Source organism: Streptomyces sp. NPDC058637, from assembly GCF_042717325.1.
Lineage (GTDB): Bacteria > Actinomycetota > Actinomycetes > Streptomycetales > Streptomycetaceae > Streptomyces.
Window position 1 is genome coordinate 112,378 of record NZ_JBHXRD010000021.1, and the last position, 24,590, is coordinate 136,967.

Consider the following 24,590-nt stretch of genomic DNA (forward strand, 5'->3'; position numbering starts at 1 on the left):
TGTGACGGAACGCGAGGGGGAACGAAACGGGGCGTGCCGGACCTTGTACGGCGGGCCGCGCCGAAATCCGCCCGAGCTGGCACAGTGGTAGGGGGAACGGTCGCGTTTCCCTGAGCGTTGTGCGGAGAGAGCGTGTGATGCGGCTCCGCCGCGCGGGAGGAGGAAAGCGCATGACCTATGACCGACTGGTGTGCGCGAACTGCGCGGCGCCCGTGAGTGAGGGACGCTGCCGCGTGTGCCGGGCGAGCCGGGAGCGGATGGAGGACCAGGGACCGTTCGCGGGGCTGAATCCGGCGATGCTGATTGCGCTGATGGTGATCCTGGTGGCCGCTCTGGCGTTGCTGGCGCACCAGGCCGCCTGACCGGGCCGGTGGGCGCCGCCCGATGCGGCTGAGATGTACGCGTACGGGCCGCTGGAGCGGTTCCGGTACGCGGAAGGGCCCGGGAGGCCGTGACGGCCTCCCGGGCCCTTCTCCGTGCGTGTACGGCCTCTAGGCGACCGTACGACCGCCGCCGACCAGACGCGGCAGCATGCGGAAGCCGATGCCACCGGCGATCATCGTCGCGGCGCCGACCAGCAGGAACGTGGTCTCGGCCGCACCGGTCTCGGCGAGCTCGTCCTTGCCCTGGCCCTGCTCGACCGGCTGGTTGCCGACGCTGTCGGTGTCGGTGTTGTCGGCGCACGCGGCACCGTCGAGGTCGACGGTGCAGGTACCGGCACCATCGGTGTCACCGGTCGCGGAACCGGTGGTCCCGCCGTCCGTGCCGCCGTCCGTACCACCGTTGGTCGTTCCGCCGTCGGTCGTGGTGCCGCCGTTGCCGGTGGTCCCCCCGTTGCCGGTGGTCCCCCCGTTGCCGGTGGTCCCCCCGTTGCCGGTGGTCCCCCCGTTGCCGGTGGTCCCGCCGTTGCCGGTGGTGCCCCCGTCGGTCGTCGTACCGCCGTCGGTGGTGGTTCCGCCGTCGGTCGTCGTCCCGCCGTCGGTCGTCGTCCCGCCGTCGGTCGTCGTCCCGCCGTCGGTCGTGGTGCCACCGTCGGTCGTCGTACCGCCGTCGGTCGTCGTACCGCCGTCGGTCGTGGTGCCACCGTCCGTGGTCGTGCCACCGTCGTCGGCCCCACCGGCGGGGTTCTCGCCCGTGGTGCCCTCGTCGGCCCCACCGGCGGGGTTCTCGCCCGTGGTGCCCTCGTCGGCCCCACCGGCAGGGTTCGTCTCGCCGGCGAGCGACACGGTGGCGGTGAGGCCGTCGTCGCCGTCGACGCCGAGGCCAACGGCCTGCGCCGCGCCCGCGACGGTGAGCGAGGCACCCGCGGCGATGACCGCACCAGCGGCTATCCGCGCGACGCGGATTCGCGTCTTCTTCGTCATCTGTTGCTACCCCCAGTAGCTGATCTCGTCAAAGGAGCAGCCATATGCGGTCCACGGCCCTGCGGGGTCTCTCTCCGCGGGGCCACGCCGTACCGTGGTCATCCCGCCCGCCCCGATCACACCTGTCCCAGACATACACATGCTGCTCCAGCACCCTGTCCAGAGTTGAGGACTACGTCAAGGCCGTTGCGGGGCATACGCGCCGCTATAGGGGTTCTTGACGGCTATTCGGAATCACGACTGTGACGCATTCACCACACGGTCCCCCAACTCCCCTGTGCACGGCAGGACAAGGAAGGGCCCGGGCAGGATTCCCTGCCCGGGCCCGACAGCCGTACGGGGACGGCTACTTCTCGCTCTGCTTGCGCCAGCGGATACCGGCCTCGACGAAGCCGTCGATCTCGCCGTTGAACACCGCTTCCGGGTTGCCCATCTCGAAGTCCGTACGGAGGTCCTTGACCATCTGGTACGGGTGCAGGACGTACGAACGCATCTGGTTGCCCCAGGAGTTGCCGCCGTCGCCCTTGAGCGCGTTCATCTTCGCCTGCTCCTCCTGGCGGCGGCGCTCGAGGAGCTTCGCCTGGAGGACGTTCATCGCGGACGCCTTGTTCTGGATCTGCGAGCGCTCGTTCTGGCAGGAGACGACGATGCCGGTGGGCAGGTGGGTCAGGCGCACCGCGGAGTCCGTGGTGTTGACGCCCTGGCCGCCGGGGCCCGAGGAGCGGTACACGTCCACGCGGAGCTCGGACTCGTCGATCTCGACGTGGTCCGTCTGCTCGACCACGGGCAGCACCTCGACACCCGCGAAGGACGTCTGGCGGCGGCCCTGGTTGTCGAAGGGCGAGATCCGGACGAGCCGGTGGGTGCCCTGCTCGACGGAGAGCGTGCCGTAGGCGTACGGGACCTCGACGGCGAAGGTGGTCGACTTGATGCCGGCCTCTTCGGCGTACGCCGTCTCGTAGACCTCGGTCTTGTAGTTGTGCCGCTCGGCCCAGCGGAGGTACATGCGCTGGAGCTTCTCGGCGAAGTCCGCGGCGTCGACGCCACCGGCCTCGGCGCGGATGGTGACCAGGGCCTCGCGCGCGTCGTACTCGCCGGAGAGGAGCGTGCGGACCTCCATCTCGTCCAGCGCCTTGCGGACCGACTCCAGCTCGGACTCCGCCTCGGCCAGCGCGTCGGCGTCGCCCTCGTCCTCGGCGAGCTCGAAGAGGATGGAGAGGTCGTCGATACGGCCGCGCAGCGCCTCGGCCTTGCGGACCTCGGCCTGGAGGTGCGAAAGCTTGCTGGTGATCTTCTGGGCCGCATCCGGGTCGTCCCAGAGGGACGGCGCCGCCGCCTGCTCCTCGAGCGCGACGATATCGGCCCTCAGCGCATCCAGGTCCAGGACGGCCTCGATCGACCCCATGGTCGAGGAGAGGGACTTCAGCTCTTCGGAAATATCGACGACTGCCACGGGTCCAGCCTAACGGCTGGACGGGTGAACCTGTCCCTCCCCCGGATCCGGGCGGCGTCCGGGCGGTCCTCAGGGCGCCGACGGCGCCGAATTCCTCGTGTCCTGGGGAGTGGCGCCCGCGTCGTCACCGCTCGTCGCGAGCCAGCCGCCCACCCCTATCGCCGCGCAGAGGACGACGGCCGCCGCACCGAGGGTGATCCGCCGCTTGCGGACGGCCGCGGACCTGTTGCGGGCGGAGCCGGGCCGCGGGCGTCCGGGGGCGCGTGGGGCACGTGCGGTGCCCAGCGGGCCGCCGGCCAGCTCGTCGGGGGCCGGGACGCGCATGCTCGTATGGGTGTCCCGGTTGGAGTCCGGGGAGGAACCGGGGACCAGCGGGACCGCGCCGCGCCGGCGGGGCTCCTCGGGGGCCGGGGTGTACTGCTGCTCGTCGTACGCCTGCGGCTCGGCCTCGGTGTCCGGCTCGTCGACGTCCAGCGGGGGTATTCCGGACAGGAGCGGCAGCAGCTCGCGCAGGCGGGTGGCCAGCTCGGAGGCGCGGAGCCGGGAGGCCGGTGCCTTGGCCAGGCACTGGACCAGGAGCTGCCAGAGCTCCTCGGGGATGCCCGGCAGCGGGACGACCGTCTCGGTGACGTGGCGGCGCAGTACGGCGCCCGGGTGGCCGCCGCCGAAGGGCGTGAAGCCCGCGAGGAGCTCGTACAGCACCGTCGCGAGGGCGTAGATGTCCACGGCGGCGCGCGGCGGGAGGCCCTCGACGATCTCGGGGGCCAGGTAGTCCGGGGTTCCGATGATCTTGGTGGCCTTGGTGCGGCGCGGGGTGTCGATCAGCTTGGCGACGCCGAAGTCGGTGAGCAGGGCCGGGTGCGAGCCGCCGGGCCCCGGGGGGCCCTCCATGTCGAGCAGGATGTTCTCCGGCTTGACGTCGCGGTGGACCACTCCGGCACGGTGCGCGGCGGCGAGGCCGTCGGCCACGTCGGCGATGATCGCCGCGGCGGCCTCGGGCGCCAGGCGGCGTTCCCGGTCGAGCCGGGTGCGCAGGTCGGTGCCCCGTACGAGGTCCATGACGAGCGCCAGGTCGGTGCCGTCCACCACGAGGTCGCGGACGGCGACGACCTGCGGATGGTCGAGCCCGAGCAGGGCGGTGCGCTCCTGCACGAAGCGGCCCACGAGCTCCTGGTCGGACGCGAGGTCCTCGCGGAGCAGCTTGATGGCGACGGGGCCCTCGGGCCCCTCGCCGAGCCACACCGTGCCGGCGCTGCCGCGCCCCAGGATCTGGTGGGCGGTGTACCGGCTGCCGATATTCCGTGCCAAGACTGCTCCCTCAGCGGCTGGCGTTGACCCCCGGCGACAAAGCTACGCGGCGATCGGGGTGTTGCGTGCCCGGGACGGCGCCAACCTTCACTTCTGCGGGCGAATCGGCCCGCAGAAGTCGACAAAGCCACAGAGTGGCCGGCTTACTGCCCGGTCAGGTCGCCGGGCCGCTGCCGCCGAGGTCCTCGAACCACTGCGTGACCGAGGAGATCCCGTCCCCTATGGCCTCCCAGTAGCCCTTGCCCTGGGCGACCCAGTCCTGGAGAGGCGTCAGCTCCCAGATGAGCCAGCTGGCGACGACCAGCAGCAGCACCGTGAACAGACATCCCTTGAGGCAGCCGAGGCCGGGGATGCGCATGGGGTTGGAGCTGCGCTGCCGGGGCTGGCGCGGGGCCGGCTGCTGGGGTGCGGGCTGCTGCGGGGGCGCGTACTGCTGCCGCTGGGGCTGGTGTTGCGGCTGGTGCTGGGGCTGATGCTGCTGCGGCTGGTAGCGCTGGGGCTGCTGCTGCGGCGGGTACTGCTGGGCGCGCTGCGGCTGCGGGCGCTGCTGCTGACGCTGCGGAGGCTGCCGGTCGTGCTGCCGGTCCTGTTGCGGAGGCTGCTGCGGGGACTGCTGCTGACGCTGCGGACGCCGGCGCAGCGGGTCCTGGCTCGGGTCGAGGTACTGGACCTGCGTCTGCTCGTTGCGGTCGCGGGCCGCCTGGAGCTGGGACTGCCAGGGGTGCGGCTCGTCGGGGCGCGGCGGGCCGTCGGGGCGGGGCTGCACGGGCGGCATGACCGAGGTCGGGTCGGCGTGGCCCCCCGGGGTCTGCCGCATCACGCTGGTCGCGGCCGCCGGGTCGTAGGAGCCGGCGTTGCTCGGCAGCACCTGGGTCGGGTCGGCCGCGCCGGGGGTCTCCGGTACGGCGGCGGGCGCCGGGTCCGGTGCGAGCACAGCGCCCACGCCCTCGGCGGCGGCGATCTGCGCCGAGTTCGCGTGCACCCCGATGCCCGCGCCGACGGTACGCAGCGCACGGGCCAGGTTCACGGCGCTGGGCCGCTGGTCCGGGTCCTTGCGCAGGCAGCGCTCTATGACCGTCCACAGCGGTTCGGGGACGGTGGTGGGGCGTCGGGGCTCCTCGCTGAGGTGCCGGTGCAGGACTTCCAGGGCGGTGCCCCCGGCGAACGGCGGGCGGCCCGTGACCAGCTCGTACAGCAGGATGCCCGCGCCGTAGATGTCCACGGCGGAGGTCTGCGGACGGCCCTCCGCGGACTCGGGCGCCACGTAGGCGGGCGTGCCGACGAACTCATGGGTCCGGGTCAGCCCCGGGGAGTCCGCGAGGCGTGCGATGCCGAAGTCGGTGAGCATCGGGTGCATCTCGCCGTTGCGCTCGTCGAGCAGCACGTTGGCGGGCTTCAGGTCGCGGTGGACGACGCCGTCGGCGTGGCTGGCCGCGAGCGCGTCCGCGATCTGGGCGGTCAGCAGCGAGGCGGCGACAGGAGTGAGCGCGCCGTTCTCGCGGAGGTAGCGGTGCAGGTCTGGACCGTCGACGAGGTCCATCACGAGGGCGAGGAGATCGCCCTCGACGACGAGGTCCCGGGTGCGCACGATGTTCGCGTGGGTGAGCCGCAGGAGCACGGAGCGCTCGCGCAGGAACCGCATCACGACATCCGCGTCGTTGGCGAGCTCCTCCTTGAGCACCTTGATCGCGACGGTCTCGCCGGGCTGCCCGGCGACTGCCGCCTCGGCGCCCGCGGTCTCCCGCTGGCGGGCTCGCCAGACGGTGCCCGTGGCGCCGCGTCCGAGCGGCTCCTCGAGCAGGTACTTGCTGCCGACTGGCCGCACGTCACGCGCTCCCTGCTGATCGTTGTGCTCGCGGTCCCCCCGGCCCGCCCGGATGTCGCGGCCCACTCTAGTGCCGCCGTACGGGGCACCGGCCGGTCGTCCTCAGGTCGTGTTGCCACCGCGCCCCGCCACCCCTGTCCGAGGGAGGACGCTCACGCCGAAGGGTTGGTTGCCGAACGAGTGTGCAGCACTCCCCGTTCAGGGCCAAGCAGGAACTTTTGCACGCACAGTCGGCCATTCAAGATCACTAAGCGGTCACCCCCGGGCGTGTTGTCAGTGGCAGGTGCGAGGATGCCTCCAGCACGGAACCACGAGGTCGGCAACCTCGCGCTCCGTGACGACCTGTACCGGACGACGCGTCCGTGCCGGGTGGGGGGAATCACAGGGCATTTCCCCTGCCGGGCGCCCCGCGCAGAAGGGACCGCTGACGGCGATGCAGATCCGGCTGACCGTCCTCGCGCCGCGCAGCGGCCAGACCCCGGCGCGCACCTGCGACGTGCTCGTCACCGCTCCGGCGGGGACCGCTCTCTCGGCCGTCGCCTCGAACCTGGCCGCGGCGGTGACCGGTCCGGAAGGCTCCCTCGGCGGCGGCGCCGTCGTGCTGTACGCCGGACGCGAGCGCCTCGACCCGCAGCGCTGCTCCCTGGGTGAGCCGCCCCTGGTGGACGGCGCGGTGCTCTCGCTCCAGCTGCCCGGTGACGACGAGGCGGCGGACGACACCGTACCCGCGCGGCTGCACGTGATCGCGGGCCCCGACGCCGGCGGCGTCCATCTGCTGCACGGCGGGCAGATCCGCATCGGCCGCTCCGCCGAGGCGGACGTCCCGCTCGACGACCCGGACGTGTCCCGGCTGCACTGCGCGGTGACGGTCTCCGAGGACGGCCGGGTGTCGGTCGCCGACCTGGGCTCCACCAACGGCACCTCGCTGGACGGTACGGAGATCGGCGACCGCCCGGTCCGGCTTGCCCCTGGGGCCCTGCTGCGCCTGGGCGAGTCGACGCTCCGGCTGACGACGGGCACCCGTACGCCCTCTCTCCCGACGGCCCCCGACGGCGAGGGCCATCTGCGGGTCGCCCGGGCGGAGGTCGCGGGCGCCCCCGGAGCGGACCCGGACGAGGGCGCGCGGGAGTACGACGACCGGGCCGACGGGGGGCACAGCCATGCCCACAGCCGGGCGGCCACCGGCCACGACACCCACGACCCGCACGACGGCGGGCCCGCCGGACACGGCGAGCACCGCGGCAGGCCCGACGGACCCCGGCCGCAGGTCACCCACGGACGCGGCACCGGCCCCACCCCCGGCGAGACCCCGCGGCGCGGCGGCATAGGCGCCTGGGCGCGGCGCCTGGCAGGCGGCAAGGGGGAGCCGGAGCCCCCGGCAGAGGCCGGCACCGACACCTCCCCCTCCTTCCCCGCCCCCTCCCTCCCGGCTCCTTCGCCCTCCGCCCCCGCCGGGACCTGGCCGGATCCCGCCACCGTGCTCCTCACCGCGCTCGGCCCCGGCCCCCGGCTGTGGGAGCGCGACAGCACGCACCCGGAGGCCCTCGTCGTACGGCTGGGCACGACGGAGCGGGCCGACCTGTCCGCCGTTCCGGTCACCGTGGGGCTGCGGGAGGCCGGTTCGCTCGGTCTCGCCGGGCCCCGGGCACGGCTGTCCGGACTGGCCCGCTCGACGGTGGCGCAGCTCGCCGCGCTGCACTCCCCGTTCGACCTGGAGATCGTGCTGATCAGCACGGACCGGGCCCGCAGCGCCGAGGAGCGGCGGCGCGAGTGGTCCTGGCTCGGGTGGCTGCCGCATCTGCGGCCGATGCACGGCCAGGACTGCAGACTGCTCCTGGCGTACGACCGCGAGCAGGCGGACGCCCGCGCGGCGGAGCTGGTGCGGCGCCTGGAGGAGGGTCCGCTGGGCTCCGGCTGGGCGAGTGCCGACCGGGCCTCGGTGACCGAGGCCGCCCACCGGCACGCGGGTCCCCACACGGTGGTGATCCTGGACGGCGACCCCGGTTCGGCGGCCCTGCGCGAGACCACGGCGGCCCTGGCCGGTGCGGGAGCGGCGGCCGGTATCCACCTCGTCTGCCTGGCCGAGACCCCGGCCGCCTCGCCCACGTCCCCGGTCGCCGCGACCTACGACAGCGCGTGCCGGGCCTCGATCGCCTTCCGTGAGTGCGGCGCGGTCGCGATGCTGAGCGGCGATGTGGCGACCGCGCTGCGACTGCTGCGCACGGCGGGTGGGCGGACCGCCGGGCACGGCACCGTCGCCGCGGTGGACGCGGTGTCGGCGGCCTGGGCCGAGCGGTTCGCGCGCGCCCTGGCCCCCCTGCGGGAGGAGGGCTCCGCCGCCCTGTCCGGCAGACCCACGGCCGCCGCCCTGCCCCCGTCCGCCCGGCTGCTGGACGAGCTGGGTCTGGCCAGGGCCACCCCGGCCTCCCTGATGGCCCGGTGGGCGTCCACGGCACAGGACCAGCCGGGTGCCACGGTGCGCACGGCGGCCCCGGCCGGCGCGGACCTGGACACGACGAATTCCGGCCGCACCCTGAGCACCGACCCCCGGGTGGGCCAGCAGCGCGAGGCCCCCGAACCGGGGCGTACGCCGTTCCGGAGCGGCGGAGCCACCAGCTCGGGTTCGGGCCACTCCCCCTGCACCCCGGGCACGGTGCCCGCCCAGCGGCGTGATGCGCCGGCCGCCGCGCCCGCGGCGTCGTCCGGCTGCGCGGGACGCCCGGTGCTCGTGCTCGGCGCCGGCCCCCACGGCCCCCTGTCCGTCGATCTGGCCGACGAGGGACCGCACATGCTGATCGAGGGACCGGCGGGCAGCGGCCGTACGGAGCTGCTGCGGGCGGTGGCCGCCTCGCTGGCCGCAGCGGCCCGGCCCGACCGGCTCGGCATCCTGCTGATCGACGGTGCCGGCGGTGAGCGCGGGGAACGCGGCGAGGGGCTGCGCGCCTGCACCGAGCTGCCGCACGTCTTCACACATCTGGTCGCCTCCGACCCCGTACGGATGCGGGAGTTCGCCCAGGCGCTCGGCGGTGAGCTGAAGCGCCGCGCGGAGCTCCTCGGACAGCTGGACTTCTCCGAATGGCACACGCGGTACGAGGACTCGCGGACGCATACCGGAAGGCGCCCCTCCGGCGCCGCCGAACAGCGCGGCGACATCGAGTCCCCCGCCAGTGGCACCCTGCGGCTGCGGCCCGCGGCGGCCCGGTCCATGGACCCCGGCCCCTCCCCGCTGCCCCGGCTCGTCGTCCTGGCCGACGACTTCGACGCCCTGGTCGCCCCGGCCCTCGGCAGCCCCGGCCGCCCGTCCGCCGGGTCCGTCGTGCGGGTGCTGGAGGCCGTGGCCAGGGACGGCGGACGGCTCGGCGTCCATCTGGTCGCCACCTCCGCCCGCCCGGACCGCACCGAGGACACGGAGCTGGCGCGCGGGGCCCGGCTGCGCATCGTGCTCGACCCGCCCGTCGTACCGCCGTCGCCGGACGAGGCCGCCCCGGGCCGCGGACGGCTGGGACATCCGGACGGCCGGGTGACGCCGTTCCAGGGCGGCCGGGTCACCGGCCGCATCCCGCGCACGGCGACGCTGCGCCCCGTCGTCGTGCCGCTGGAATGGGAGCGGATGGGCGATCCGCCGACCCGCCGGCAGGTGCGTGAGCTGGGCAACGGACCCACCGACCTCGCTCTCCTGGCCAGCGCCCTGGAGCGGGCGGCGCGCTCGGTGAACGCCGGGCGGCTCCCCCCACTGGCCCCCTCCCACTCGTGAACTTCGTCCCGTCTCCAAAGTTTTGACATGACGTCACGAGCCGATCACGATCTCTACGCTGAGGGTCGTACCGGTATTGCGGCACCCGTGGACCCGGCGTAGGACTGTGCGCACGGACGACGAGTTGAACCGCGCCATGCGAGTCGCCACCGGCACCCCGAGAGACGCACCGTGGGTCCCGGTCCACGCATGCGCGCTCATGAAGAGACGGGGCAGGGATGCGCACAACCCTTCGCATGCGTAGGGCCGCACTGGTGTTCACCGCGATCGGAGCGCTGGCACTCAGCGGCTGCGGTGGGGGCGAGGACGGCAAGGACACGAAGATCGAGAAGTCCGGCTCGGGCAAGGACAGTCCGTCGACCGTCACGCTGCCGAAGCTGGACGGCGAGAAGATCTCGGTCGCCGCGGTCTGGACGGGCCCCGAGCAGGCGAACTTCACCAAGGTGCTGGACGAGTTCGAGAAGCGCACGGGGGCCGCGGTCACCTTCGTCCCGGCGCAGGACCCGATCGTCAACTTCCTCGGTACGAAGATAGCGGGAGGCCAGCCGCCGGACGTCGCGATGATCCCGCAGGTGGGCGCGATCCAGCAGGCCGTGGCCAAGAAGTGGGCCAAGCCGGTCGGCGCGGAGGCCAAGGCCCAGCTCGGTCAGAACTACACGCAGGTCTGGCAGGACCTGGGCGCGGTGGACGGCACCCAGTACGGCGTCTACTTCAAGGCCGCCAACAAGTCCCTGGTCTGGTACAACTCCCAGGCGTTCGAGAACGCGGGCGCGAGCGAGCCGAAGACCTGGAAGGACTTCATCGCCACGGCCGAGACGGTCTCCGCCTCCGGTGTCACCCCGGTGTCGGTCGCGGGCGCGGACGGCTGGACGCTCACCGACTGGTTCGAGAACATCTACCTCTCCCAGGCGGGCCCGGAGAAGTACGACCAGCTGGCCAAGCACGAGATCAAGTGGACGGACCCGTCCGTGAAGGACGCCCTCACCACCCTCGCCGAGCTCTTCGGCAAGCCGGAGCTCATCGCGGGCGGCGCGGACGGCGCCCTGCAGACCGAGTTCCCGACGTCCGTCACGCAGACGTTCACCGGGGGCGACCAGCCCAAGGGCGCCATGGTCTTCGAGGGTGACTTCGTCTCGATCAACATCGCGCAGACCAAGGCGAAGATCGGTACGGACGCCAAGGTGTTCCCGTTCCCGGCGGTCGGCGCGGACTCCCCCGTGGTGACGGGCGGCGACGCGGCCGTGGCGCTCAAGGACAGCAAGGGCGCCCAGGCGCTGCTGACGTGGCTCGCCTCGACCGACGCGGCGAAGATCTGGGCCGAGGAGGGCGGGTTCATCTCGCCCAACAAGTCGCTGGACGCGGCCGCGTACCCGAACGATGTGCAGCGCACCATGGCCGAGGCGCTGATCGCGGCCGGTGACGACGTCCGGTTCGACATGTCCGACCAGGCCCCGCAGTCGTTCGGCGGGACGCCCGGGAAGGGCGAGTGGAAGATCCTCCAGGACTTCCTGAAGAACCCGAAGGACATCGCGGGGGCCCAGACGAAGCTGGAGTCCGACGCGGCCGCGGCGTACAAGAGCTGACGGGATGAGCACAGTGAAAGCGGGGGGCTCCGACCCGGCGCCCCCCGCCGGCCGACGTCCCTACGGACCCTCGCGCGTCCGCACACCCAGGAGCGTGACCGGCACCCGACGGGTCATCGCTGCGGCGTTCCTGCTGCCGGCCCTGGTGCTGCTCGGCGCACTGGTCGTCTATCCCATCGTGTACTCCGTCTACCGGTCCTTCCTCGACCAGGCGGGTACCGGCTTCGCGGGCCTCGACAACTACAGGGCGCTGTTCACGGACGACACCATCCGTACGGCGGTCAGGAACAACGCCGTCTGGGTCGTGTTCGCGCCGACGGTCGCCACCGTTCTCGGGCTGATCTTCGCGGTGCTGACCGAGCGCATCCGGTGGGGTACGGCGTTCAAGCTGATCGTCTTCATGCCGATGGCGATCTCGATGCTGGCCGCGGGCATCATCTTCCGGCTGGTGTACGACCAGGCCCCGGAGCGCGGGATCGCCAACGCCGTGGCGGTGGGTGTGCACGACACCTTCTCCGCGTCCTCGGGCTTCCCGAAGGCGCATCCGCTCCCGGTCCACCCGCTGAAGGCGGGCGGTGGCGGTTCCTTCGTCACGAAGGAACCCGTCCGGGCCGGTGAAGCGGTGCGGTTGCCGCTGGTGGGGGTGGCGCCCGCGAAGATGCCGGGCGACGCCCGGCCGGCGAAGGCCGCGACCACCGCGGCCGGCGGGAAGATCACCGGCACCGCGTGGCTGGACTTCACCAAGGGCGGGGGCGGCAAGCCCAATGTCGTCGACCCCGAGGAGCTCGGCCTCAAGGGCATCACGGTCGAGGCGGTCAGGGACGGCAAGGTCGTCGCCTCGGCCACGGCGGGCGCGGACGGCGTGTTCACCCTGCCCGCCTCGGCCGACGGCGCACAGATCCGGCTCCCGGCGGACAACTTCCGGGAGCCGTACAACGGCGTCGACTGGCTCGGGCCGACCCTGGTGACGCCCGGGATCATCGGCAGCTACGTGTGGATGTGGGCGGGCTTCGCCATGGTGCTGATCGCGGCGGGCCTGGCCGGCCTGCCGCGCGAGCTCCTGGAGGCGGCCCGGGTGGACGGTGCGAACGAGTGGCAGGTGTTCCGCCGGATCACGGTCCCGATGCTCGCACCGGTCCTGGCGGTGGTGCTGGTCACCCTGATGATCAACGTACTGAAGATCTTCGACCTGGTCTTCATCATCGCGCCGGGCTCCTCCCAGGACGACGCGAACGTCCTGGCACTCCAGCTGTACCGGTCCTCGTTCGGCACGGACGCGGACCTGGGCATCGGCAGCGCCATCGCGGTACTCCTGCTGCTGCTGGTGATCCCGGTGATGTTGTTCAACATCCGCAGGATGCGGAAGGAGGGACGCCGATGACGACGACCGAGCCGGTGATGTCGGACCGGGCCACGGATGCCGTGCCCGAGCCGGTGAAGGTCCGGCCGCCTCTCGGCGCGCGGATCGCGGCCCGTGCGGGCGGCGGGGTCATGCGGGTCTTCCTCGTCCTGGTCGCCCTGTTCTGGCTGATGCCGACCATCGGGCTGCTGCTGTCCTCGCTGCGCGGGGCGGAGGACATCGCGGCGACCGGCTGGTGGAAGATCTTCACCGCCCCGTCCGAGCTGACCTTCGACAACTACCAGCGGCTGCTGGACAATTCGACGATCACCGATTCACTCCTCAGCACGGTCCTGATCACCGTGCCGGCCACCTTCCTGGTGGTGGTGATCGGCTCGCTCGCCGGATACGCCTTCGCCTGGATGGAGTTCCCGGGCCGCGACTGGTGGTTCCTGGTGGTCGTCGGGCTGCTGGTGGTTCCCGTGCAGGTCGCCCTGATCCCGGTCTCCGAGCTCTTCGGCACGATCGGGATCTTCGAGACCACCTTCGGCGTGATCATGTTCCACACGGCGTTCGGCCTGCCGTTCGCCATCTTCCTGCTGCGGAACTTCTTCGCCGAGATCCCGCGCGAGCTCCTGGAGGCCGCACGGCTGGACGGGGCCGGCGAGATCAGGGTGTTCACCCGGGTCGTGATGCCGCTCGGCGGCCCGGCGATCGCCTCGCTCGGGATCTTCCAGTTCCTGTGGGTGTGGAACGACATGCTGGTGGCGCTGATCTTCGCGGATTCCGATTCCCCGCCGATCACCGTGGCGCTGCAGCAGCAGGTCCGCCAGTTCGGCAACAACATCGACGTGCTGGCGCCCGGCGCCTTCGTCTCGATGGTGATTCCGCTGGTGGTGTTCTTCGCCTTCCAGCGGCAGTTCGTGTCCGGTGTGATGGCGGGCGCCGTCAAGTAACGCGATCCGGCACAGCACATTCGTTCGTCAACACCAGGGCGGCCCGTTCACTCGTGACCGGGCCGCCCTACCTCGCTGTTCCCCCGAATGCCATATCCGGCGTAACCATGTCACTCCATCGGCCGTTTGCGGGCCACCTGCCCGCCCGCGAGCGACCCCTGGATGTGTTGTGCCCCGGTTCAGTGTCATCGTGCCCGCGTACCGGGTCCAGGCGTATCTGCACGCGTGTCTCGACTCCGTGCTGAACCAGTCCTTCAAGGACTACGAGATCATCGTGGTCGACGACTGTTCACCGGACGCCTGTGGCCCGATCGCCGACGAGTACGCCGCCCGTGACCCCCGGGTCAGCGCCGTGCACCTCCCGCGCAACGCCGGCCTCGGCCCCGCCCGGAACGCCGGGGTGGCCCGGGCGTGCGGGGACTACCTGCTCTTCCTGGACGGCGACGACACGTTCACCCCCGAGGCGCTGCAGACCATCGCCGACCGTCTGGAGGCCACCGGCGGGCCCGACGTCCTGGTCTACGACTACGCCCGTACGTACTGGTCGGGCGAGAGCGAACGCAACACCTTCGCCCACCACCTCGCGGAGACCGGCCCCGCCTCCTTCCGGCTCACGGAACGGCCCGAGCTCCTCAAGGTCCTGATGGTCGTCTGGAACAAGGCCTACCGCCGCGAGTTCGTCGAGGCCGAGGGCTTCGCCTTCCCGCCCGGCTACTACGAGGACACCCCCTGGACCTATCCGGTGCTGATGGCCGCCGGATCGATCGCCGTCCTGGACGCGGTCTGCGTCGGCTACCGCCAGCGGCGCCGGGGGAACATCCTCTCCACCACCACGCACAGGCACTTCGACGTGTTCGACCAGTACGACCGGGTCTTCGCCTTCATCGACGCCCGCCCCGAACTCGCGCTCTGGCGGCCGGTGATGTTCCGCCGGATGCTCGACCACTTCTCGACGCTGTACACCTCCCACGCCCGGCTTCCGCGTGGCAGCCGGGCCCCGTTCTTCCGCCGGGCCCGCGCCCACTGCCGCCGCTACCGCACCCCGGGCGCCCCCGTACCGGGCCGGACCCGGCTGCGGCACGCGCTGTTCCGGCTGGGCGCACACCGCACGTACCGCGCCCTGTGGGCCGCGCAGCAGCTGCGCGGCCGGCTGCGCCGGAGCACCACGACGCTGCGCCGTGCGGTGCGGGGCGCGGTCCTCCAGCTGCACTACCGCGTCCAGCTCCGGCTGCCCGTACGGCCGCGGGAGGCGGTGTTCGCGGCCTACTGGCACCGCGGCTACACCTGCAGCCCGGCGGCGCTGGAGGCCACCGCCCGCGCGCTCGTCCCCGGGCTGCGCACCTCCTGGATCTGCCGCCCCGAGGACGCGCACACCGTCCCGGCGGCCACCCGCGTGCTGCACCCGGGGACGTTCGCCTACTGGACGGCCCTGGCCCGCTCCAGGTACCTCGTGAACAACGTCAACTTCGATCGCCGGCTGGCGAAGAGGCGGGGCCAGGTACTGCTGCAGACCCACCACGGGACGCCGCTGAAGACCATGGGGACCGATCTCGCGCACCGCCCGGCGGCGGCCGGCTCCATGGACTTCGAGCAGCTGCTCCGCAACACCGACAAGTGGGACTACTCGCTGTCCGCCAACCAGCACTCCACGCTCGTGTGGGAACGCACCTACCCCTCCGGCTACACCACGCTGGAGTACGGCAGTCCGCGCAACGACGTGTTCCACCGCGCGGACCCCGCCCAGATCGCGCGGCTGCGCGAGCGCCTGGCCGTCCCGCCCGGCAGCATCGCCCTGCTGTACGCACCGACCCACCGGGACTACCGGCGCGACCAGCACCACTCCCTGGACCTGGACCGGCTCGTCCGGGTCCTGGGGCCGCACTTCGTCGTGCTGGCCCGCTCGCACTATCTGGACGAGGCGGCCAGGACCACGGCCGGGCGCACCCCGCATCCACGGATCATCGACGTCAGCGCCCACCCGTCCGTCGAGGAACTCTGCCTCGCCTCGGACGCGCTGGTCACGGACTACTCGTCGCTGATGTTCGACTACGTCAACCTGGACCGGCCGGTCGTCCTCCATCTGGAGGACAGGCAGGCGTACGAGGCGGCGCGCGGCACGTACTTCGATCTGGAGGCGTTCCCCCCCGGGGCGGTGGCGCGCGACCAGGAGGAGCTGCACGAGATCTTCGCCACGGACCACTGGCGCGGCCCCCGGTCCGCGCAGCGGCGGGCGGCGTTCCGGGCCCGGTTCTGTCCGTACGACGACGGGCACGCGGCGGAGCGGGTGGTGCGCCGGGTCTTCCTGGACGACACCTCCGGGCTGCCGCTGCCCGTACCGCTGACGAGCCGGGGCCCGACCGGGGTGCCCCGGCAGGTGCCGGTGCGGGAGTACACGAACGGGTGAGGCCCCCGGGGTGCGGACATCCTCCCGCCCACGGGGGCCTCCACCCGGGGGCGACCCCCGGCCTCCGACCGTCTGCCTCCGGCTCAGCGTTCCAGGAACGCGAACAGCTCCTCCCAGCGGCGCACGATCTCCGCCTCCGAGAACCGCTGGACGTTGGTCCTGGCCCGGTCCCCCATCGCGTCCCGCAGCCGGGGGTTGCCGGTGAGCCGGAGCAGCCGGTCGGCGAGCGCGCCGATGTCCCCGGCGGGCGCGAGCAGTCCGTCCTCGCCGTCACGCACGATCTCACGCACCCCGGGCGCGCAGTCGAAGGCCGCGCACGGCACACCGCTCGCCATGGCCTCCAGCAGCGCGAGCGGGAAGCCCTCGCCCCGCGAGGACTGGACGAAGACGGAGGAGGCGGCGAGCGCGCCCGGAACGTCGTCCGTGGGCCCCCGCCAGCCGACCGACCCGTCCAGCCCCAGGCCGGTGCACTGCTCCCTGAGGCTCGCCGCGTCCTCGCCGGCCCCGTACACGTCCAGGCGCCAGTCGGGACGCCGCGGGGCCACCAGCGCCCAGGCGTCCAGGAGCATGTCGATGCCCTTCTGGTCGGTGAGCCTGCCGATGCTCGCCACCGACTTCTCGCGCCGGGGCGAGGGCACGTCGGGCAGTGCGGCGAGCGCGTTCGGCATGAAGCCGACGTTGTTCATCCCGTCGCCGGCCCAGCTGTCGGCGTCCGCCTCGGTGAGGACGAGCCAGCGGTCGAGGCCCGCGTAGTGCCTCTTGATCCAGCGGTAGCGGTGGCTCGCCCGGGAGTAGTCGTAGGACTCGTGGCTCATCCCGATGACCCGCAGGCCGGTGGTGTCCGCCTCCGTGACCCACTCCATCGCCCAGACCTGGCTGACGATCACCACGCCCCCGGGCGCCGCGGTGCGGAAGATCTCCGAGAGCCGTCCGACGGCCCGGCGCTTGTCCGCCGCACGCGCGGCCTCGTTCCGCCGGGCCGTGATCCGGAAGCGGTCCCGCACCCCCCTGGGCGCCCAGGGGGTCGGCGGATGAGCCGGGTACAGGGCGGTGACGGGGTATCCGGGCGGGTCGGGCAGGGCCATCCTGAGCTCGGCGGCGTGGATGCCGACGGTGTGTACCCGGTGGCCCCGCTGCTGGAACAGCTGGGCGGTCCGGTGCATCCAGCCGGTCACCCCGCCGAGTTCGTCCGTGCTGTTGGAGACGATGAAGACGTCACGGCCGCTCATCGGCGGACCTCCCGGTACCGGTGTTCGTGGCTCCGGACAGATACCGGGCGAAGACGGTGTCGACGACCGCCCGCGCCGCGTCCCCCCGGTCGTAGGCGCCGAACTCCCGGGCGAAGCCGGCCCGGCGTTCCTGGAAGCCGGTGTCCGCGGCCTTCAGCCGGGCCAGCACGTCGAAGAGTTCGTCCTCGGTGGCGGTCACCGGCCCGGGTGCCTTCTCCCGCAGGTCGAAGTAGCTGCCGCGGTCGGCGGCGTACGCGTCGAGGTCGGGCGCGAACAGGACGATCGGCCGGTCCAGGAGCGCGTAGTCGAACATGATGGACGAGTAGTCGGTGACCAGGACGTCGGCGAGCGTGAGGAGTTCGCTCACGTCGTGGTGGTCCGAGACGTCCACGACCGTCCCCGGCGGGCACACGGGCAGGCTCGCCGCCTCCAGGTAGTGCGCCCGCACCAGCAGGGTGTACTCGTCACCGAAGCGCTCGGCGAAGCGTGCCGCGTCCAGGAGGAGCCCTCGCCGCTTGTGCCTCCCGGGCCCGCCGCGGAACGTCGGCGCGTACAGGACGGTCCTGCGGTGGTCGGGCAGCCCCAGCCGCGCCGCGAGCGCCGGACGCGGGAGCCGGCCCTCGGCCTCGTCCCTGGCCCGGGCCGCGAGGAGGGCGTCGTTGCGCGGGTACCCGGTGCGCAGCAGGGTCCGCTCGGGAAGCCGGTAGGCGCGGGCGAGGGTGCGCACGTCGTGCTCGGAGCGGACGAGGAAGTGGTCGAAGCGGTGCACGGCCTGCTGGAGCCGCTCACGCCGCGGGGAGTTCAGCAGGCGCACCCGGGTCTCGTCGAAGCCCATGCGCTTGTACGCCGAACCGTGCCAGGTCTGCAGGTAGGTGGTGCCGGACGGCTTCGCGAGGTGCTGGGGGAAGCCCTGGTTGTCGACCCAGTACTCGGCCCGGGCCAGCGCCCACAGATATCGCCAGGACCACCGGCGTACGAGCCGCGCGCCGTCGGCCGGGAAGCCCTCGGGGGAGTTGTCGTACGACCAGACGCAGCGCAGCGGCAGGCCCCGCGCGCGCACCTCCTCGTGGACGGCCCGGGGGCTGTCGCCGTAACAGGTGCCCATGTGGCTCTCGAAGACCACGGACCCCTTGCGTACGGGCAGCCGGAGGAGCCAGGAGTGGTAGACGGAGACCTTGAACCCCCGGGCGTGCAGCCGGTCGCGGCGCCTGCGCAGGCTCCGCAGCAGGAGCCGGGCCCGGCGCGCGGGGCGGAAGTGGGTGGCGTAGTGGACCAGGCGCCCGGCCGTGCGGGCGGGGCGGCGGTGCGCTTCGAGGCGCAGCGCGAGGTGGTCCTTGAGCGTGACGTAGGGCTGCCAGGTGTCCCCGGCCGCCGGGCCGAGCCTGGGCAGGGCGCGGAACCGGTCCGCCGGGCCGACGAGGTCGTGGGCGGCGAAGAGGTCGCTGACCGCGCGGGTCCGGCCGTCCTCCACCACCATCCGGGCGTCCCACACGGTGTCGCGGACCCCGAGGGGGCGCAGCGCGCGGGTGAGGTCGGCGCGGGTGCTCCAGTGGATTCCGGTGGCCCCGCGCCGCAGTTCGTCCACGGGCACGCGGAAGGCGCGGGAACCGTCCCGTACGCGGAATTCGAGATGCGCCACTGGTGACGGTCCGGGGCCGGTGTGCGCGGGCAGCACGAGGTGGCCCTCCAGCAGGACCCGGCGGCCGTCGGTCTCGCAGCGGGTGAGCCGGTTCATCAGCCGCAGCTCGCCGAACACGCGGTGCTGGTGCCCCAGTCCGGTGACGTCGAGCGCCGGGTCCGCCTCCCCGCCAGGCCAGTACACGCGCCCGTCGTCCGCCACGGTGAGCGGCGCGGCCACGGTGCCCCGTCGGCGCAGCGCGTACGCCGCCGCGAGCACCCCGTCCGCGTCACCGCGCTCCAGCAGCCGGACGGCCGCGCGTTCGGCGGGCGGCAGGGTGAGCAGGGCCGGCTCCGGGACGCTGTCGGGGAGCACCCGGGCGGCCGTCGCGGCGATCCGGTCCCGCTCGGCGGCGGGCAGCAGCGGAAAGGTGCGCACCAGCGGTACGAGGCGGTCGTGCAGGAACGCCTCGTCACGTGCCGCGCACAGCCCGGCCCGGCCCCGCGCAGCCAGGAGGTGGCCGACCCCGCGGTGCGCCTCGACCAGTCCGGCGAGGTCGCGGCCGTCGTCGGGGACGCCGTGTCCGGAGACGATCCGGCGGCGGACGAGCGCGATCCGGCCCACCGCCTCGGCGGCCTCGGGGCCGAACAGGATCTCGCTGCGGGTGAGGCCGTCGCCGTAGCGCAGGGCGTGCCGCTCCCGTGCCTCCCGGCGCAGGCAGAAGCCGGTGACCAGGGCGTCGTGCACGGCGAGCCCGGGGGCGTCGGCGAGTCCGCCGACGGCACGGGAGCGCTCGAACAGCGGCTGCTGCCAGGGCGGTTCCCGCTCCTTGTCCCCGTCCCCGGTGAGCCGGCTCCAGCGCCCGGCGACCAGGTCGGCGCCGGTGCGCGCGCCGGCGTCCCAGAGGTTGCGGCAGGCGTGCTCCTGGAGGCGTTCGCCGTCGCCGAGCACCAGGACGTAGGTGCCCCGGGCCGCGTCCAGACCCGTGTTGCGGAGGGCCGCGACGCGGTCCGCGCGGGCGTCGGCGTCGAGGAGGCGCACCCGGTCCGGTGAACGCCCGGCGAGTGACACGGCCGCCGTGCGGAGGGCCGGGCCGCCGTCCGCGGGCAGGACGACGAGGGCCTCGACGGCCCGCAGCGTCTGGTCGAGCACGGACTCCACGGAGGCCCGCAGGGCCGCTTCCCCGCCCGGGGCCGCGGTGACGACACAGCTGAAGTCGGGGGCGCTCACGGCTGGTCCCCCTTCAGCATGCGGTCCACGACCCGGGCCGCCGCCGTCCCGTCGTCGAAGTCGCAGAACGACTCGCGGAAGCGCTCGTACGCCTCCTCGTAGGCGGCGGCCGTGGCCTCCGGGTCGCGCAGGGCCTCGACGACCCCGGCCGTGGTGGGGGTCAGCGGGCCGGGTGCCAGGTTCTCGAAGTCGAAGCAGAAGCCGCGCAGGGTGTCGCGGTAGTGCTCCAGGTCGTAGGTGTGGAAGACCATCGGCCGGCCGGTCTGCGCGAAGTCGAACATCAGGGACGAGTAGTCCGTGACCAGCGCGTCGCTGATCAGCATCAGCTCGGCGACGTCCGGGTGGCGCGACACGTCACGGACGAAGTCGCTCTCCGGGACGCTCCCCCCGACCAGGTAGTGGCGGCGCACCAGCAGGACGTGGTCGTCGCCGAGCGCCTTCCGCGTCTGTTCCAGGTCCAGTCGGAGATCGAGCCCGTACCGGCCGCTCCGCCTGGGGCCGTCGTCGCGCCACGTGGGGGCGTACAGGACGACGCGACGGCCGTCGGTCACGCCGAGCGACTGCCGTACGGCGGCGGCGACCTTCGCCCGGTCCGGTGCGTACAGCAGGTCGTTGCGCGGGTAGCCGCACTCCAGGACCTCGCCGGTGTGACCGAAGGCGCGGCGCAGGACGGGTGTGGAGAAGCTGTTCGGCGAGACGAGCACGCTCCACTGGGCGGCGCGGCGCGGCATGGACGCCATGTACGCGGTGTCCGCGTGGGGACTGCCCTCCAGGTCGCGGCCGACGCGCTTGAGCGGGGTGCCGTGCCAGGTCTGGACGACGAACTGGCCGTCGGCCCGCTCGAACCACTGGGGCAGCTGGGTGTTGGTGACGATCCAGCGGCTGCGGGCCAGCGCCTCGTGCCACTCGGCGCTGTGCAGGGCCACGGCGCGGACCCCGGCGGGCACGGCGGCCTGCTGGTCGCGCACCACCCAGAGGTGCTCGACGCCGGTGGCGCGACGTGCCAGTTCCTCGTGGACGGCGCGGGGCGAGTCCGAGTACTGGCGGCCGTCGAAGCTGGAGTACAGCACGGCCTCACGCAGCTCACCGCCGCGCGCGCCGGCGTATCCGGCGCGCAGCCGGCGCTGCCCGTACGCTCCCCGGTCCCGCGCCGGCAGGATGCTGCCGGACTCCAGGCAGAGCCGGTCGTGGAAGCGCCGCTCCAGTGTGAAGCGGCGCCCGCCGGACTCCTGGCCCCGCGGCAGCCCCGCGTGGAGCTGGTGCACCACGCGCAGCGGGAGGTAGCGCTCCGGGTCCCGCTCGCCCGGTGCCCGGAGGAAGGGGTACCAGCGGCCCTCGGCGAGCGGGAGGGTGCCGCCGATGCCGTCGACCGCCCCGGGCACGAGCTCCGTACGGAAGGACTCCCCCGTCCGCTCGACGACGAAGGCGCTCTCCTCCTGGTGGCCGCTGTGCCGCAGGACCATTTCGAGCGGCTGCCCGGGGGCGGCCGGGCAGCTGCCTTCGAGGACGAGGCCGCCACCGTCCGGCCACGACACACGTCCGACGACGGGCTGCGCGGTCCGGTCGGTGAGGACCAGGTCGCCGGATGGGTTGGCCGCGGCGTACACCTCCCGGTCCCCGGCCAGCGGGTAGCGTCCGGCGTCGGTCTCCGGGCGTGCCGCCACCGTCAGCCGGTCCGGCCCGCCGACCAGTTGGACGCCCCAGTCGCCGTCGGAGCGCCCGAACGCGTCGAGCGGCACCTCGGCGACGATGGTGCACCCGTCCGTCCCGCCGCTGACCACCAACGGGAACTCCCGGGTCTCCTTCGTGCGCCACTCCTGGATCCGCAGGGCCGTGGGCTCGCTCCCGTCCAGGACCCGCACCGTGATCCGTACCCCGCTCCCGGCCTCCGTCGGCCGGTGCCCGGCGAGCACGGCGTCGATCCGCTCCGCGCGCAGCTCCAGCTTGTTGCCGGAGAGTACGGGGACGATCCGGGTGCGTTCGTCGACGTACCGCACGGCGGGTGCGGCCGGGTTGCCGAGCAGCCGCATGGGGCCCCTGCGCGGGCGTCCCGCGCCGATGACGACGGACTCCAGTTTCCACACCCTGCGGGCACCGCGCCCCGTCCCCTTCGCGGCGATCCGGGCCGGGTCGACGACGGTCTCGAAGCCGCAGCGCCCGTAGTCGTGCAGCGAGCGGCCCGATCCGGCCGTCGCCTCGTCCGTCGCCGTCGTGCGCGTCCGCAGGGGCATCAGCCGCCTGCCCGACCGCAGCCAGCCGGTGCCGGCCGAGCGGCCCGGGGCGTTGCGGACGTACGCGTAGCCCTTGAGGTGCAGCTTCCCGTCCCGCCACACCGCCTCGGTGAGGTGCGCGTGCACGGGAAGGTCCGCGGCGGACAGCGTGGCCACCCGGCGCGGGAGGGGGCCTTCGACGCCCGGGTGCTGGGCCCGGGGGCGGAGCAGGCCCCGGACGTGGAAGGTGTCACGGTCGGTGGACTCGTGGGCGAGGAGGGCCAGCAGCTCGGACATCCTGCGTTCCCGGATGAGCCGCCACTTGACGCGCAGGTGCAGCGGCAGCGCGTCGAGGACGGCCGGGTCGACGGTGTCGGCGAAGGCGTTGGCATGGGTGAGGAAGGCCTCGTGGAATTCCGCGTCGCCGTCCGGGAGCGCCTCCATGAACAGCCACAGGTCGCCGGAGAGCACGTGTGCGTCGTAGTGCCCCCGGGCCTCCGCCATGCCCCGTTCCGCGAGGAACCTGCTGACGGTGGTGACCGCCGTGACCCGGTCGCGGATGCCCCGGGGCACCGCACGCCGGGTGGTGATGGAGCCGTCCCGGTCCCGCCAGTGGTAGACGGGCTCCTCGACGACGTCGACGCCGCCGGCCAGGAAGTGCGCGGGGAGGACGACCGCGATGTCCTCGTACAGGACGCCGGTCGGGAAGGCGAAGGAGTGCAGGTCCCAGAAGGCCCTGCGGAACACCTTGTTGCACGCGATGCGGTCGCCGAGCAGGATCCGGTCCCGGGTGACGTGGGTGGCCCGGCGGGCCTTCTCCATCGGCCTGCGGAACATCGGGGACTGTTCGAGAGCGCCGTTCGCCCGGAGCCTGAGGACGTTTCCGGTCACGAAGTCGGAGCCGGAGGCGTCGAGTTCGCCGATCATCCGGGCGTACGCGCCGGGCGGGACGACGTCGTCGCTGTCGACGAACGCCAGGAACTCCCCTTCCGGGTGTGCCTGCGCGGCCCCGGCGTTGCGTGCGGCGCCGAGCCCCGCGTTGTCCTGCCGGATCAGCCGGAAGCGCGGGTCGTTCCGGGAGAACTCCAGGGCCACGTCCGCGCTGCGGTCCGTCGAACCGTCGTCGACCATGACGACTTCGAGGTCGGCCATGGTCTGCTCGGCGAGCGAGTCCAGGCAGGCTCCGAGGTACTCCTCGACGTTGTAGAGCGGGACGACGACGGTGAGACGGGGTGCCATGCGCTGCGCACGATCCTTCCGGGCGGACGACATCGGTCAACTGGTCTGCTGCTTGGGGGTTCCTGCGATCCGGGCCCTGTCGCCGGACCCTCTTGACGAACGAGCCCCGTGCCGGGGAGGCAACGGGGCTCGCGACGACCGCTGTCCGGCGACGGCTTCAGGGTTTGACCGCGATACGGCCCTCGTCCATCCGCAGGAGCAGCAGTCGCTCGCCGGTCTCCTCCAGGAATTCGTCCACGGCCTGGCGGGATCCCTGCCAGTAGCCGTAGTCGTCGATCAGGAGCACACCCCCGCTGACCAGGCGCGAATAGAGGTGTCGCAGCTCGTGCCTCGTCGAGGCGTACCAGTCGGTGTCGAGCCGCAGGATGGAGATGCGCTCCGGGGCCTGTCCGGGGACGGTGTCCTCGACCTTGCCCCGCACGTAGTGGATGCGGTCCTTGGGGTACGGCACGTTCTCGAATCCGGCCTGTACGTCCTCCAGCGAGGCCACGGCCCAGATCGGGCGGTCCTTGCCCTGGGCGTCCAGCAGTTCCCGGGCCGGCCTGCCGTCGCGGCGCAGGTCCTCGTCGGTGGGCGGGGTCATGCCCTCGTACGTGTCGAAGAGGTACAGGTCGCGCCCGGTCTCGTCGAGCGACAGCAGCGTCTTCGCGCAGGCCTGCATGGAACCTCCGCGCCAGACGCCGCACTCCACGATGTCGCCCGGGATGCCGTGCCTGACGATGTGCCGGGTGGCGAGGACGAAGGCGTTGAGCCGCTCCGGGGAGGTCATCGTGTACGGCTTGACCGCACGGATGATGTCCTTCGCCTCGTCGTCGTAGTCCGCCGGGAACCGCGGGCCGGCCTTCGGCGCGGGCTTCCTCGCGGCGGCCGGCTTCCCGGGTACGGTCCGCGCCGCCACGTCGGCCGGATCCGTCACCTTCGCCGGATCCGTCGCATCCGGCACGACGGGTGCCGGGGCGGTGCGGGGAGCGGGCACGGTCGTGCGCCTGAGCTGGTAACCGGTGAGTTGCTGAAGGACGCCGTTGACGGCGTTGCGCCAAGCCATGGGGCCGGAGAGTACGCGCGCTTTGCGACTCAT

At 73.0% G+C, this 24,590-nt stretch carries 14 protein-coding genes; 6 read left to right on the plus strand and 8 right to left on the minus strand.

Annotation, left to right across the window (positions count from 1 at the left end):
• Positions 1 to 170 precede the first annotated feature (170 nt).
• On the plus strand, positions 171 to 362 hold the full coding sequence (locus tag ACFWVP_RS22135; RefSeq protein ID WP_384498994.1) for a hypothetical protein: 192 nt from the start codon (positions 171 to 173) through the stop codon (positions 360 to 362).
• 129 nt (positions 363 to 491) lie between these two features.
• Here ACFWVP_RS22135 and ACFWVP_RS22140 read toward each other — a convergent pair whose 3' ends face one another.
• The 4 genes from ACFWVP_RS22140 to ACFWVP_RS22155 all read right to left on the minus strand — a co-directional run bounded on the left by ACFWVP_RS22140 (position 492) and on the right by ACFWVP_RS22155 (position 5,950).
• Complete coding sequence (locus tag ACFWVP_RS22140; protein WP_384498995.1) at positions 492 to 1,364, minus strand: hypothetical protein; 873 nt, start codon at positions 1,362 to 1,364, stop codon at positions 492 to 494.
• Positions 1,365 to 1,710: 346 nt separating this feature from the next.
• On the minus strand, positions 1,711 to 2,817 hold the full coding sequence (gene prfB / locus ACFWVP_RS22145; RefSeq protein ID WP_384498997.1) for a peptide chain release factor 2: 1,107 nt from the start codon (positions 2,815 to 2,817) through the stop codon (positions 1,711 to 1,713).
• A gap of 69 nt (positions 2,818 to 2,886) precedes the next feature.
• The gene (locus tag ACFWVP_RS22150) at positions 2,887 to 4,125 is read right to left on the minus strand and encodes a serine/threonine-protein kinase (protein WP_384498999.1); all 1,239 of its coding nucleotides are present in this window, start codon (positions 4,123 to 4,125) and stop codon (positions 2,887 to 2,889) included.
• Positions 4,126 to 4,279: 154 nt separating this feature from the next.
• Positions 4,280 to 5,950 carry a serine/threonine-protein kinase gene (locus ACFWVP_RS22155; RefSeq protein ID WP_384499000.1) on the minus strand — a complete coding sequence of 557 codons (1,671 nt, stop codon included), beginning with the start codon at positions 5,948 to 5,950 and terminating at the stop codon, positions 4,280 to 4,282.
• Between the two features lie 433 nt (positions 5,951 to 6,383).
• On the opposite strand from ACFWVP_RS22155, the gene ACFWVP_RS22160 reads away from it, so the two are divergent.
• The 5 genes from ACFWVP_RS22160 to ACFWVP_RS22180 all read left to right on the plus strand — a co-directional run bounded on the left by ACFWVP_RS22160 (position 6,384) and on the right by ACFWVP_RS22180 (position 15,986).
• Positions 6,384 to 9,704 (plus strand): FHA domain-containing protein, encoded by a 3,321-nt coding sequence (locus ACFWVP_RS22160; protein WP_384499002.1) that lies wholly within the window; start codon positions 6,384 to 6,386, stop codon positions 9,702 to 9,704.
• A 218-nt stretch (positions 9,705 to 9,922) separates the two neighbouring features.
• Positions 9,923 to 11,287, plus strand: coding sequence for an ABC transporter substrate-binding protein (locus tag ACFWVP_RS22165; RefSeq protein ID WP_384499003.1), 1,365 nt, complete (start codon positions 9,923 to 9,925; stop codon positions 11,285 to 11,287).
• A gap of 4 nt (positions 11,288 to 11,291) precedes the next feature.
• Entirely contained in the window at positions 11,292 to 12,668 is a 1,377-nt protein-coding gene (locus ACFWVP_RS22170) for a carbohydrate ABC transporter permease (RefSeq protein ID WP_384499005.1), read from the plus strand.
• Between the two features lie 17 nt (positions 12,669 to 12,685).
• A complete protein-coding gene (locus tag ACFWVP_RS22175; protein ID WP_384499029.1) occupies positions 12,686 to 13,582 on the plus strand; it encodes a carbohydrate ABC transporter permease in 897 nt (298 codons plus the stop codon).
• A gap of 169 nt (positions 13,583 to 13,751) precedes the next feature.
• Positions 13,752 to 15,986 (plus strand): CDP-glycerol glycerophosphotransferase family protein, encoded by a 2,235-nt coding sequence (locus tag ACFWVP_RS22180; protein WP_384499007.1) that lies wholly within the window; start codon positions 13,752 to 13,754, stop codon positions 15,984 to 15,986.
• A gap of 83 nt (positions 15,987 to 16,069) precedes the next feature.
• Here ACFWVP_RS22180 and ACFWVP_RS22185 read toward each other — a convergent pair whose 3' ends face one another.
• From ACFWVP_RS22185 to ACFWVP_RS22200, 4 genes are all read right to left on the minus strand, one after another.
• A complete protein-coding gene (locus ACFWVP_RS22185; RefSeq protein ID WP_384499009.1) occupies positions 16,070 to 17,215 on the minus strand; it encodes a glycosyltransferase in 1,146 nt (381 codons plus the stop codon).
• Positions 17,202 to 20,063, minus strand: a complete 2,862-nt coding sequence (locus tag ACFWVP_RS22190; protein WP_384499010.1) for a CDP-glycerol glycerophosphotransferase family protein — start codon at positions 20,061 to 20,063, stop codon at positions 17,202 to 17,204. Before ACFWVP_RS22190 ends, ACFWVP_RS22185 begins: the two co-directional genes overlap by 14 nt.
• On the minus strand, positions 20,060 to 23,512 hold the full coding sequence (locus ACFWVP_RS22195) for a CDP-glycerol glycerophosphotransferase family protein (protein ID WP_384499011.1): 3,453 nt from the start codon (positions 23,510 to 23,512) through the stop codon (positions 20,060 to 20,062). The genes ACFWVP_RS22190 and ACFWVP_RS22195 overlap by 4 nt, the downstream gene beginning before the upstream one ends.
• A 157-nt stretch (positions 23,513 to 23,669) precedes the next feature.
• Positions 23,670 to 24,590, minus strand: coding sequence for a TylF/MycF/NovP-related O-methyltransferase (locus ACFWVP_RS22200; protein ID WP_384499013.1), 921 nt, complete (start codon positions 24,588 to 24,590; stop codon positions 23,670 to 23,672).